The organism is Bradyrhizobium sp. TM233 (assembly GCF_036247965.1).
GTDB classification, from domain to species: Bacteria; Pseudomonadota; Alphaproteobacteria; order Rhizobiales; family Xanthobacteraceae; genus Bradyrhizobium; species Bradyrhizobium ottawaense.
The window spans coordinates 206050-217430 of record NZ_BTIG01000013.1; the positions used below are offsets into that span (position 1 = coordinate 206050).

The 11381-nt window shown below is 63.7% G+C and carries 11 protein-coding genes; 6 read left to right on the top strand and 5 right to left on the bottom strand.

Annotated elements, in window-relative coordinates:
- Positions 1 to 53: 53 nt before the first annotated feature.
- Positions 54 to 953, top strand: coding sequence for a bifunctional DNA-formamidopyrimidine glycosylase/DNA-(apurinic or apyrimidinic site) lyase (mutM, locus tag AABA86_RS24920; protein ID WP_338308766.1), 900 nt, complete (start codon positions 54 to 56; stop codon positions 951 to 953).
- A gap of 82 nt (positions 954 to 1035) precedes the next feature.
- Here the strand turns inward: mutM and AABA86_RS24925 are convergent, their stop codons facing one another.
- The 3 genes from AABA86_RS24925 to AABA86_RS24935 all read right to left on the bottom strand — a co-directional run bounded on the left by AABA86_RS24925 (position 1036) and on the right by AABA86_RS24935 (position 4555).
- A complete protein-coding gene (locus AABA86_RS24925) occupies positions 1036 to 1572 on the bottom strand; it encodes a hypothetical protein (protein WP_212243467.1) in 537 nt (178 codons plus the stop codon).
- Between the two features lie 498 nt (positions 1573 to 2070).
- On the bottom strand, positions 2071 to 2814 hold the full coding sequence (locus AABA86_RS24930; RefSeq protein ID WP_338308767.1) for a ParA family protein: 744 nt from the start codon (positions 2812 to 2814) through the stop codon (positions 2071 to 2073).
- Positions 2815 to 3196: 382 nt separating this feature from the next.
- A complete protein-coding gene (locus tag AABA86_RS24935) occupies positions 3197 to 4555 on the bottom strand; it encodes a peptidoglycan-binding protein (RefSeq protein ID WP_338308768.1) in 1359 nt (452 codons plus the stop codon).
- Positions 4556 to 4803: 248 nt separating this feature from the next.
- On the opposite strand from AABA86_RS24935, the gene AABA86_RS24940 reads away from it, so the two are divergent.
- On the top strand, positions 4804 to 5607 hold the full coding sequence (locus tag AABA86_RS24940) for a HesA/MoeB/ThiF family protein (RefSeq protein ID WP_338308769.1): 804 nt from the start codon (positions 4804 to 4806) through the stop codon (positions 5605 to 5607).
- Positions 5608 to 5623: 16 nt separating this feature from the next.
- On the opposite strand, the gene AABA86_RS24945 is transcribed toward AABA86_RS24940, so the two are convergent.
- Positions 5624 to 6625 (bottom strand): 2-hydroxyacid dehydrogenase, encoded by a 1002-nt coding sequence (locus AABA86_RS24945; RefSeq protein WP_212243473.1) that lies wholly within the window; start codon positions 6623 to 6625, stop codon positions 5624 to 5626.
- A gap of 340 nt (positions 6626 to 6965) precedes the next feature.
- Between AABA86_RS24945 and AABA86_RS24950 the strand changes: the two genes are divergently transcribed.
- On the top strand, positions 6966 to 7496 hold the full coding sequence (locus tag AABA86_RS24950; protein ID WP_018323403.1) for an SH3 domain-containing protein: 531 nt from the start codon (positions 6966 to 6968) through the stop codon (positions 7494 to 7496).
- Between the two features lie 198 nt (positions 7497 to 7694).
- Here AABA86_RS24950 and irrA read toward each other — a convergent pair whose 3' ends face one another.
- Positions 7695 to 8186, bottom strand: coding sequence for an iron response transcriptional regulator IrrA (irrA, locus tag AABA86_RS24955; RefSeq protein ID WP_094894280.1), 492 nt, complete (start codon positions 8184 to 8186; stop codon positions 7695 to 7697).
- Positions 8187 to 8538: 352 nt separating this feature from the next.
- Between irrA and fabA the strand changes: the two genes are divergently transcribed.
- The 3 genes from fabA (at position 8539) to fabI (ending at position 11250) form a co-directional block, all read left to right on the top strand.
- The gene (fabA, locus tag AABA86_RS24960) at positions 8539 to 9060 is read left to right on the top strand and encodes a bifunctional 3-hydroxydecanoyl-ACP dehydratase/trans-2-decenoyl-ACP isomerase (protein WP_018323402.1); all 522 of its coding nucleotides are present in this window, start codon (positions 8539 to 8541) and stop codon (positions 9058 to 9060) included.
- 39 nt (positions 9061 to 9099) lie between these two features.
- Positions 9100 to 10323 (top strand): beta-ketoacyl-ACP synthase I, encoded by a 1224-nt coding sequence (gene fabB / locus AABA86_RS24965; RefSeq protein WP_038949452.1) that lies wholly within the window; start codon positions 9100 to 9102, stop codon positions 10321 to 10323.
- A 126-nt stretch (positions 10324 to 10449) separates the two neighbouring features.
- A complete protein-coding gene (fabI, locus tag AABA86_RS24970; RefSeq protein WP_028139498.1) occupies positions 10450 to 11250 on the top strand; it encodes an enoyl-ACP reductase FabI in 801 nt (266 codons plus the stop codon).
- Positions 11251 to 11381: the final 131 nt, after the last annotated feature.

Genomic DNA, 11381 nt, shown 5'->3' on the forward strand with positions numbered 1-11381 from the left:
GCGCCCGCCGCAATGGCGCTATCACACCGCCCTCATAAGGTGAATGCCTGACCATGCCTGAATTGCCCGAAGTCGAGACCGTTCGCCGCGGCCTTCAGCCCGTCATGGAGGGCGCGAAAATCCTGGTCGCGGAGGCCCGCCGGCCGGACCTGCGCTTTCCGTTCCAGCCGGACTTCGTGGCCCGGCTCCAGGGGCAGATCGTCACGGGGCTCGGCCGCCGTGCAAAATATCTCATGGCCGATCTCGCCTCTGGCGATGTGCTCTTGATGCATCTGGGCATGTCGGGCTCGTTCCGCGTCGTCAAGCCGGACAACGAGGCAGCTCCCGGCGAGTTTCACTATCCCAGGGGGAAGGACTCCACGCACGACCACGTGCTGTTTCGGATGTCCTCTGGCGCCGACATCGTCTTCAACGACCCGCGCCGCTTCGGTTACATGAAAGTGATCGCACGTAACGCGCTCGACGAGGAGCCGCTGCTGCGCGACCTCGGTCCCGAGCCGCTCGGCAACGAATTCGACGCCGCGATGCTGGCGCGGTCGTGCGAAGGTAAAAAGACCAATTTGAAGGCCGCGCTGCTCGACCAGCGCGTGGTCGCGGGTCTCGGCAACATCTATGTCTGCGAAGCCCTGCATCGCTCGCACCTGTCGCCGCGCCGGATCGCCGCGACGCTCGCGACCAAGGGTCGCAAGGGCACTGGTGGCGGCGAGCCGACCGATCATGCGAAGCGGCTGGTGAGTGCGATTCACACCGTGCTGAACGACGCCATCAAGGCCGGCGGCTCCAGCCTGCGCGATCATCGCCAGACCTCGGGCGAGCTCGGCTATTTCCAGTACTCGTTCAAGGTCTACGACCGCGAAGGCGAGACCTGCAAGACGCCGGGGTGTGGCGGCACGGTGAAGCGATTTACGCAGAACGGCCGATCGACGTTCTGGTGTCCGAAATGTCAGAAATAGTTGTTCATGCAGACGCCGCAGCTTGAAACCGATCGGCTGGACTGCCGGATGGCTGGATTAGCTCAAAAGCCGACAAGAGCAGCTATTTGGTCACTCTGAGTTCGACATTGCATTCTGGGATCGGTCCCGCGAATACGACAATTGCGAACCGATTGTTGAATTCTTTGACTTCGTAAGCAGTCAACGGCTTGTCGGCCTTCACGGAGAGCGTTCCCACGTTGACCGGCTGCTCAAAAGTTACAAATAGTTTTGAACTCATGATTCGTCGGCTCTCCTTACCGTCGGCATCGACACTGGCAAGAACATCAGCGAGATAATACCAACGCCAGACATTCTCCGCGGTATCAAGCCTGTCTGGTTGTCGCGTATCTGGATAGAGATGCAACGATAGCGAGGCGCGTTCGACGAACCCGACCGCTTTGGGAGCGGCAGTGGCTTCGAGTTTTTGTCGTTCGAGAAGCTTAATTTCGGAGGCTTGGTTTGCGATGATGGAGCCATAAGCCCAAGTGAAGATGGCCCAGAAGGCGCCGCCCATCAGGAACAGAATGAAGATAAAGGTCGGCAGATTGGCCTTGATCATTGGCCAGCCCTGAGTGAACTCTTTCAACCAATCTGGCATTACCAGTTTCCTCTTGCGCTCCTTGGCGGTTGAGTTATGTCGTCCGAGCGTATGCAACTATTGAGTAAGCCAACTACTACCAAGCGTAACATGTGCACTGGTGCGGCGCGAGACTTCGCGCAGGGTCAAGCAGAAGACCTGCGCGAAGGTCATCGGCTTCATCGAGTTCGCGCATCACGACGGACAGTCGAAGTCCGAGCGATGGATCGTACGGTACGAGGCCTGGTTGCGCGGTAGGGTGTGACACCCGGCGCCAGACACGGCGAAGTTTGATCCGATCGAAGCTGTTTTCCGTTACATGGCCGTTTTCGCCGATAAGTCAAACGCCTGCGCGCCGCCACCGGGCCACGCCAGCCGGGAGCAGTTCTACTGTGCATGGGGTTGTTTTAGACAAAACGCGAAGCGAAGCAATCCGGCCGGGCTGGTGGCCGGATTGCTTCGTCGCTGGGGCCCTTTGGGATGGCGAAGGGCCGGCTGCCGTCTGAGCGATCGCCCCGCTCAGGACGCCAGGGTCGTGGTCTCGTCCGCCGAAAGATCGGCAGCGACATGCAGCATGCCATCCGCAGCCGACATCACCTGGTCGATCAGGACATTGGCCGTGGCTTCGAGCTCGAGCCGGGTTTCGATCCAGCGCCAGAGGCCGCGGATCTCGTTCGCCGACTTACCGTTCGGCGCGAATTCGCTCACCGCAAGGCCGTTCGCGAGCGAGTCCTGGTGATCGTTGCGCATCACGATCAGCGGACGCGCGAGCACGTCCGAAAGATCGAGCGCGGCTTCCTCGGCGAGGGTATTGGCGGCATTGTCGATGCGCTGGCCGCGGATCGGTGTCTGGTTGAGCACGAAGCTGTAGGGCCGCTTCCAGGCGCGCGCGACGCTGAGCGTCGAGACGGTCGCTTCGATGTCGGCGACGCTCGGGCGGGCCGGGATCAGGCAGAGATCGGAATGGCGGATCGCAGCGGTGGTCGCGGCGCTGAGGCCGGCTGCGGTGTCGACGATCGCAAGCTGCAGGCCGCTGTCAGCCAGCATCTTCAGGCGCGGCTCGATGTCGGCGGCGTGATAGATCGGCTCGACGACGAGATCATCGGCGGTGCGGCGGCGCTGCCAGTTCGACAGGGTGCCCTGCGGGTCGGTCTCGATCAGGCGGACGGTGAAGCCGGCCTGCTTGGCCGCCAGCGCGAGGCCGATGGCGAGCGTGCTCTTGCCGCTGCCACCCTTTTGGGTGGCCAGTACGATCGTGTGCATTTGAAGATCAATCCTTTGGAATGCTTGGGTCAGGAATACGCCACGCGAACGTGCATCGATCTCGATGCTGAGCCTTCTAGCTCAGGACGTGCCGGCCCGATCCAAAGGGGGATCGCGGAGGTCCGAATCAGCAGTAACGATGATGGCGGAATAGGGATGGCCAGCTAATCCGTACCATTACTGGACCAGTAGTCGTACGTGTGACGATGCTCGCGGTTCGGTTGAGCTCGTGCCCCGGACAAAGCGCAGCACGTTAGTGATGCGCTGCGGAGCCGGGGCCCAGAAAGCCACTTGCACGGAATTTGAGGAAGCACGGGTCCCGGCTCAGCGGCGCGGCACTACGCGCCGCACCGCGTCCGGGACACGAGAGTTGGCGTTAGACCTACTTCCGCACGCAGATCACGCGCACGACGGCAGCTTTTGCATCCGTCGAGGTGCCGTTCGCTGTGACCTCGTTCGCCTTCAGGAAATCGCGCACCGCGTCCGCGGACACCATCACCGCCTGTGACGCTGGCACCGATGTCGCGGGCCCCGCGACCATCGCCGGCTTCAACAGCGCAATGCCGGCGAACTTGCCGTCGCCATCGATCGCCGGACCACCGGACAACCCGACCGCCAGCGGCGGGGACAGCATGGAATCGCTGCTCGGGACCGGCGCAAGTGCGGCCTTGACCACCGACACGCCGGCCGCGCCGCCCTGGCTCTGGGGATCAGCGATGCCGACGACATCCACGTTCGTCTTTGCTGCGCCGCCAGCGAGGCTGAACGGCTTCAGGCCGCGCGCGCCGTAGATATGCAGGAGTGCGAGACCGCGCTCCTTGTCCTCGGCGAGGCGATCGGCGCTGCCATAGCCGGCGATCGTGATGGCAAGACAGTTGTCGGTGACGAGCCGGTCGGTGACGATCGCGCCGTCGTCGCTGACGACGAGGCCGGTGCCGTACTCGACGGTCTTGCGGGGCGGCGGCCCGGCCTGCGGGCCTGGCGGAAACGCATTGAACGCGCTCGACATCGCGATCACGACCGGCTCGACCGTGTTCTCGGTCGCCTGGTCGTAGAGGATCGTCATGGTGCGGACCTCGTCGCCTCTAAAGGTGCCGCGGACGTAAAATTTCTTCAGGCCCTGCAAGCCGGACAGCACGAAGAAATCCGGCTTCACCACGGTGTAATCGACCTTGCGCCCGGACGGCTCCTTCTCGAGATCCGCGAGTTTTGCCGTGGTCGGGTTCGCCTCCTTGCGGCGGCTGAGCAGCACTTGCACGGTTCCCGTCGGCGAAGTCCATTTCGAGCCGTTGGCGTCGCTCGCCTGCTGCGGCACCAGTTTCGAGGGGATACCGAGCCGGGCGCCGCTGGTCGGCTCCGTCACGATCTTCCAGCCGACGCCGTCCTGCTTCTTTCGCGCCGTCTCGGCCAGCGCGGCGCGCTCCTGCGGATTGAGCACGCCGGTCGGCTTGCCGCCCTTGGCCTTCTGGTATTCCTTGATGGCGGTGACCAGCCGCGCGCTGACGTCGCCGGTGATGGCGCCGTTGTATTGGCCGACCCAGGCGAGGTCGGATTGCAGCGACAGCCGCTCCGCCTGCGCCATCGCGTCCGCCGTCGCCGACGGCGTCTGCATTGCGGGTGGCCGGATCGGCACGGTCTGGACCGGCTTCGGCTTGGTACCGGGGATCTGCGGCGTCGTCATCTGGGCGTTCGCGCCTGTGGCAGACGCAAACATCAGTGTTGCCGCAAGCATCGATCTCATGACAAATCCAGCCAGCCCATTGAACGCAATGTCATTCAAGCACATCTCGTTGGTCGCGAACAATGTAGCGGTGGTTCAGGTGGCTTAGTGGCCACAAACCGAGATCCTCATCCTCAGGAGCGGCCCGAAGGCGGCGTCTCGAAGGATGGCCACAGGCGACATCGGGGCCTTCATGGTTCGAGACGCGCGTTCCGCGCTCCTCACCATGAGGATCGAGAGCAAGGGCGTGTTAGGAGAGGCGTACGACGATGCTGAGCCCGGACGAACTCGAACGCTATGCCCGCCATATCGTGCTGCGCGACGTCGGCGGACCGGGCCAGGCCGCGCTGAAGCGGGCCTCCGCGCTGGTGGTCGGTGCCGGCGGGCTCGGCGCGCCGGCGCTGATGTATCTGGCCGCCGCCGGTATCGGCACGCTCGGCGTGGTCGATGACGACGTGGTGTCGCTGTCCAATTTGCAGCGCCAGGTGATCCACACCACGCCCGATATCGGCCGGCACAAGGTCGAGAGCGCCGCCGAACGGATTGCAGCGCTCAATCCGCATGTCCGTTTCGTCGGCCACGCCACCTGGCTGAATGCGGACAATGCGCTCAGCCTGATCGGCGACTACGACCTCGTGCTCGACGGCTCCGATAATTTCTCGACGCGCTATCTGGTCTCGGACGCCTGCTTCTTCGCGAAGCGGCCGCTGATCACGGCGGCGCTCGGGACCTTCGACGGCTCGCTCACCACCATCCGCGCGCACGAGACCAACGAGCAGGGCGAATTCAATCCGACCTATCGCTGCCTGTTTCCGGAAGCGCCGCCGCCGGGTACCGTTCCGGCCTGCGCGGAAGCCGGCGTCATGGGTGCGCTGGCGGGCGTGCTGGGATCGATGATGGCGATGGAGGCGATCCGCGAGATCGTCGGTTTCGGCGACGGGCTGGTCGGCCGCCTCCTGATGATCGATGCGCGCGCGATGCGCTTCGAGACGCTGCGCTACGGACGCGATCCGGCCAACCCGCTCAACGGCGATGGGCCGGTGTTCGACGATTTGAGCATCCACCGCGAGTAGAGGTGGCAGTGAAACCTCAGAGCATGCTCGGCAGCACGCGATCCGGCGGCTTGTGGGCGTCGAGGAAGGTGCGGATGTTGATGATCACCTTCTCGCCCATCTCGACCCGGCCTTCGATCGTGGCCGAGCCCATGTGCGGCAGCAGCGTCACCTTGCCGGCCTTGGCGAGCCGCACCAGCTTCGGGTTGACCGCAGGCTCGTGCTCGTAGACGTCGAGGCCGGCGCCGGCGATCTCGCCGCCTTCGATCAGCTTGATCAGCGTGTCCTCGTCGGTCACCTCGCCGCGCGCGGTGTTGACGATGTAGGCGTCTTTGCGGATCAGCTTCAGCCGCCGCGCCGAGAGCAAATGATAGGTCGCCGGCGTGTGCGGGCAGTTCACCGAGATGATGTCCATCCGCGCCAGCATCTGGTCGAGGCTTTCCCAATAGGTCGCCCCCAGCTCTTCGGCGATCTTCGGCGCTACGGGACGGCGGTTGTGATAGTGGATCTGCAGGCCGAAGGCGCGGGCGCGGCGCGCCACCGCCTGGCCGATGCGGCCCATGCCGATGATGCCGAGCCGCTTGCCGCCGATACGGTGGCCGAGCATCCAGGTCGGCGACCAGCCCGGCCAGGGCTTTCCCTCCGTCAGGATCGAGGCGCCTTCGATCATCCGCCTGGGCACGGCGAGGATCAGCGCCATGGTCATGTCGGCGGTGTCCTCGGTCAGGACTTTCGGCGTGTTGGTGACGGTGATGCCGCGGGCATGCGCGGCCTCGACGTCGATATTGTCGACGCCGTTGCCGAAATTGGCGATCAGCCGCAGCTTGCAGTCGGGCTGGTTGACGATGTCGGCGCTGATATGGTCGGTGACGGTCGGAACCAGCACGTCGGCGGTGCGTGCGGCTTCCGCGATCTGGTCGGCGGACATCGGCGTGTCCTCGAGATTGATCCGCGCGTCGAACAATTCGCGCATCCGCGTCTCGATGGAATCCGGCAGCTTGCGCGTCACCACGACGAGGGGCTTTTTCTTCACCGACATGTCCTGCTCTCATGAGGCGTCGCAGGCCGCCTCTGTCGCCAAAGGCCGGTCGTTGAGGTCTCATTAACCCGGTTGTTCGACACTGCCCTTGCCGTGTCCGTCCCCGGCGTTTCCTTCAAGCTCCCCCGATATTTCCGGCCGGAAAATCGGGGCAAACTGGTTGTTCAAGTGCCCGTCCTCTCTAGCAGAAGGCCGGGCCAAGACAAGAACCACGGGTTAAGGCTTCAAGGATCGGGCCTGGGGAACACCCGCGTGGGGCGGGTCAGGGGTTTGCGCGGCGGGTTTTGGAATTTGGGGTGAGGACCCGGCTCGGGCCGGGTCTTCGACAGGAGACGGGTTGATGGCGTTGGGGCGGTTTTGTTCGGTGATGGCGCTCGTTTGCACCTGGTTGAGCGCGTCGGTCGGCCCCTCGCATTCGGCCAAGGACACCACGCCCCAGACCGCCAGCGGCCTGCCGGTGCCGCGCTATGTCAGCCTCAAATCGGACCACGTGAACGTCCGTGCCGGCCCGACCAAGGACAATGACGTGGCCTGGGTCTACACCCGTTCAGGCCTGCCGGTGGAAATCACCGCCGAGTTCGAGAATTGGCGCCGGGTGCGCGATTCCGAGGGCGCCGAGGGCTGGGTCTATCATTCGCTGCTGTCGGGCCGCCGCACCGCGGTCGTCACCATGAAGCACAAGGACGACCTCGCCCCGATCTACGATCGCGCCGATCTGGACAGCGCGGTTGCAGCAAGACTCCAGGCCGGCGTCGTCACGCAGGTGAAGAAATGCGCTGCAAACTGGTGCCGGGTCACCGGCAACGGCTTTGACGGCTGGATCCAGCAGGAGCGCCTCTGGGGCGTGTATTCGGACGAGCAGGTCAACTGACCCGAAGGGTCATCCCGGGCGATGCGTCAGCATCGAACTATGGTGCGCAATTGCGCACCTGAGGATACCGAGATTCCCCGATGCGCAAATTGCGCATCTGAGGTCTGGTCCTTCGGACCATCCCGGAATGACCGTGCAAATAACGATGGCCGGGACAAGCCCGGCCAAGACGATCAATTCAGCGATTTCAGGACGACGTCAGCGCTTCTTGCGCAGGCGCACGACCATGTCGATGCGCGCGATCTCGTAACCCTCCGGCACCTCCGGCATCTTGGACAGCGCCAGATGCGGATCCTCGATGTCGACCAGCTCATGGCTGTTCTCGAGGTAGTAGTGATGGTGGGTGGTGACGTTGGTGTCGAAATAGGTCTTGGTGCCGTCGACGCTGACCTGCCGGAGCAGCCCGGCGTCGGTGAGCTGATTCAGCGTGTTGTAGACGGTCGCCAGCGACACCGGAACCTTGGCCAGCGTGGCTTCCTCGTACAGCATTTCAGCCGTCAGGTGACGCGCACCCTTGCCGAACAACAGCCAGCCCAGTGCCATGCGCTGGCGCGTCGGACGAAGCCCGGCGGACTGGAGCATTTCATTGACGTCGTGCCAGGGGCAGCCGGTCAGAGCCGGCTGGCGGCCGGACAAGAGGGCCGCGGCATGGACGTCGTCGTCGTGATGGGGCGCGGTATTCTCGTTCATTTCCAGATTTCGGGCACGCGTGAACAATATCTCTCCGCAATATAAGAACAGAAAGATGCAGATGCAAGTTTCTCGCAACTAGAGAGGTTCTAATCAGACTTGGAACCGGGCCGGGATCGCATCATTTTACCTTCATGGATGCGCTTTGCTACCCGAAATGGCCTGTGTTAGAGAGCGCGCGGTTCCGCTTAGCCGATCTTGGCGCAGCCGGGCATCGAAGCCCGGTCCGCAGTCCATCCGGGGCATGCGGGCGTAGCGCCTGACAGTGGCAATGGCGTTGCTCTCCGACCGGGACGGGGCCCATTTTCGCCAGAAAGCGCCGCTCAACCGGAATTCAAACAGAGGCTCGTGCATGCTGAACAGGCGCAACGGTTACGAATACGAAGATCTGCTGGCCTGTGGCCGCGGCGAGATGTTCGGCCCGGGCAATGCCCAGCTGCCGTTGCCGCCGATGCTGATGTTCGACCGCATCACTGACATCAACGACAATGGCGGCGAGTTCGGCAAGGGGCTGGTGCGCGCCGAGCTCGACGTGAAGCCCGACCTCTGGTTCTTCGGCTGCCACTTCAAGAACGATCCGGTGATGCCGGGCTGCCTCGGCCTCGACGCGCTGTGGCAAATGGTCGGCTTTTACCTGGGCTGGACCGGGGGCGAAGGTCGCGGTCGGGCGCTTGGCTTGAACGAATTAAAGTTCAGCGGCCAGGTGCTGCCCGAGGCGCGCAAGGTTGTGTACAACGTCGATATCAAACGCGTGATGCGTTCAAAGCTCGTGCTCGGTATCGCCGACGGGTGGCTTTCGGTCGATGACCAGATTATCTATCGCGCCAAGGACTTGAAGGTCGGCCTGTTCAAGCAGGGCACGAGCCTGGGCTGAGCGCATCACCAAGACAACAACGATTAAGGCGAGGCTGTCATGAGGCGGGTTGTGGTCACCGGGATGGGCATCGTCTCGTCGATCGGAAACAACACCCAGGAAGTGCTTGCGAGCCTTCACGAGGCGAAGTCGGGCATTTCGCGGGCTGAGAAATATGCCGAGCTCGGCTTCCGTTCGCAGGTACAGGGCGCGCCGACGCTCGATCCTGCGACGGTGGTCGACCGCCGCGCGATGCGTTTCCTCGGCCAGGGCGCGGCGTGGAATCACGTCGCGATGGAGCAGGCGATCCAGGACTCCGGTCTGTCGCCTGATGAAGTCTCCAACATTCGCACCGGCATCATCATGGGCTCCGGCGGCCCCTCTGCCCGCACCATCGTCGAATCCGCCGACATCACCCGCACCAAGGGACCGAAGCGCGTCGGACCTTTCGCCGTGCCGAAGGCGATGTCGTCCACGGCCTCCGCGACGCTTGCGACCTGGTTCAAGATCAAGGGCGTGAACTATTCGATCTCCTCGGCCTGCGCGACGTCGAACCATTGCGTCGGCAACGCCTATGAGACCATCCAGATCGGCAAGCAGGACGTCATCTTCGCCGGCGGCTGCGAGGAGCTGGACTGGTCGCTCTCCGTGCTGTTCGACGCCATGGGCGCGATGTCCTCGAAGTACAACGACACGCCGGCCACGGCCTCGCGTCCCTACGACGTCAACCGGGACGGCTTCGTCATCGCCGGCGGCGCCGGCGTGCTGGTGCTGGAAGAGCTCGAACATGCCAAGGCGCGCGGCGCCCGCATTTACGGCGAGATCGTCGGCTACGGCGCGACATCGGACGGCTACGATATGGTCGCACCTTCAGGCGAAGGCGCCGAGCGCTGCATGCGCATGGCGATGTCGACGGTGAAGACCAAGGTCGACTACATCAATCCGCACGCGACCTCGACCCCGGCCGGCGATCCGCCGGAGATCGACGCGCTCCGCCGCGTGTTCGGAAGTGGCGAGAAGTGCCCGCCGATCTCGGCGACCAAGGCGCTGACCGGCCACTCGCTGGGCGCCACCGGCGTGCAGGAGGCGATCTACTCGCTGCTGATGATGAACAACGGCTTCATCTGCGAGAGCGCCCATATCCAGGAGCTCGATCCTGTCTTCGCCGACATGCCGATCGTGCGCAAGCGCATCGACAACGTCAAGATCGGCACCGTGTTGTCGAACTCCTTCGGCTTCGGCGGTACCAACGCCACGCTGGTGTTCAGCCGGCTGGATGCATGACGTCGTTGTTGGCGTACTGTTGATTTTCTCGTCATGGCCGGGCTTGTCCCGGCCATCCACGTATTGGGACTAGGTTTGGAAGGGCGTGGAAGCCCGGGCATGACCAAAGCGGAAGGTGATCGCGAGATGGAAGGTCTGATGAAAGGTAAGCGCGGTTTGATCATGGGCATCGCCAATGATCATTCGATCGCCTGGGGCATGGCGAAGACGCTGCATGCCCACGGCGCCGAGCTTGCCTTCACCTTCCAGGGCGAGGCCCTCGGCAAGCGCGTCAAGCCGCTGGCGGAGCAGCTCGGCGTCGATCTGGTGCTGCCGTGCGACGTCGAGGACATCGCCAGCGTCGATGCGACCTTCGATGTGCTCCGTGAAAAATGGGGCAAGCTCGATTTCGTCATCCACGCCATCGGCTTTGCCGACAAGAACGAGCTGAAGGGCCGCTACGCCGACACCAGCCGCGAGAACTTTTCACGCACCATGGTGATCTCCTGCTTCTCGTTCACGGAAGTGGCAAAGCGCGCCGCCGAGCTGATGACGGAGGGCGGCAGCATGATCACGCTGACCTTCGGCGCCTCGGAGCGCGCGATGCCGAACTACAACGTGATGGGCGTGGCCAAGGCGGCGCTGGAAGCCTCCGTGCGCTATCTCGCCTCCGATTTCGGACCGCGCGGCATCCGCGTCAACGCGATCTCGGCGGGCCCCATCCGGACGCTCGCCGGCTCCGGCATCGGCGAGGCGCGCGCGATGTTCGCCTTCATGCAAAAGCATTCGCCGCTTCGCCGCGGCGTCACGCTCGACGAGCTTGGCGGCTCGGCGCTGTATCTGCTGTCGGATCTCTCCGGCGGCGTCACCGGCGAGATCCACTACGTCGATTCCGGCTACAACATCGTCCTGATGCCGAGGCCTGACGATTTGAAGACGCCCGACTGAGGCGTCCGCGAGTAGCCTGATATGACGACGCCGTAGGGCGGGCAAAGGAGCGCAAGCGACTTGCCCACCATCTCTGCGTGATCGCAATAGACGCATGACCTGGGCACGCTACGCTTTGCCCACCCTTGTAT

Coding starts and splice junctions, on each gene's coding strand:
- mutM (WP_338308766.1), top strand. CDS start 54: ATGCCTGAATTGCCCGAAGTCGAGACCGTTCGCCGCGGCCTTCAGCCC.
- AABA86_RS24925 (WP_212243467.1), bottom strand. CDS start 1,572: ATGCCAGATTGGTTGAAAGAGTTCACTCAGGGCTGGCCAATGATCAAG.
- AABA86_RS24930 (WP_338308767.1), bottom strand. CDS start 2,814: ATGCACACGATCGTACTGGCCACCCAAAAGGGTGGCAGCGGCAAGAGC.
- AABA86_RS24935 (WP_338308768.1), bottom strand. CDS start 4,555: ATGAGATCGATGCTTGCGGCAACACTGATGTTTGCGTCTGCCACAGGC.
- AABA86_RS24940 (WP_338308769.1), top strand. CDS start 4,804: ATGCTGAGCCCGGACGAACTCGAACGCTATGCCCGCCATATCGTGCTG.
- AABA86_RS24945 (WP_212243473.1), bottom strand. CDS start 6,625: ATGTCGGTGAAGAAAAAGCCCCTCGTCGTGGTGACGCGCAAGCTGCCG.
- AABA86_RS24950 (WP_018323403.1), top strand. CDS start 6,966: ATGGCGTTGGGGCGGTTTTGTTCGGTGATGGCGCTCGTTTGCACCTGG.
- irrA (WP_094894280.1), bottom strand. CDS start 8,186: ATGAACGAGAATACCGCGCCCCATCACGACGACGACGTCCATGCCGCG.
- fabA (WP_018323402.1), top strand. CDS start 8,539: ATGCTGAACAGGCGCAACGGTTACGAATACGAAGATCTGCTGGCCTGT.
- fabB (WP_038949452.1), top strand. CDS start 9,100: ATGAGGCGGGTTGTGGTCACCGGGATGGGCATCGTCTCGTCGATCGGA.
- fabI (WP_028139498.1), top strand. CDS start 10,450: ATGGAAGGTCTGATGAAAGGTAAGCGCGGTTTGATCATGGGCATCGCC.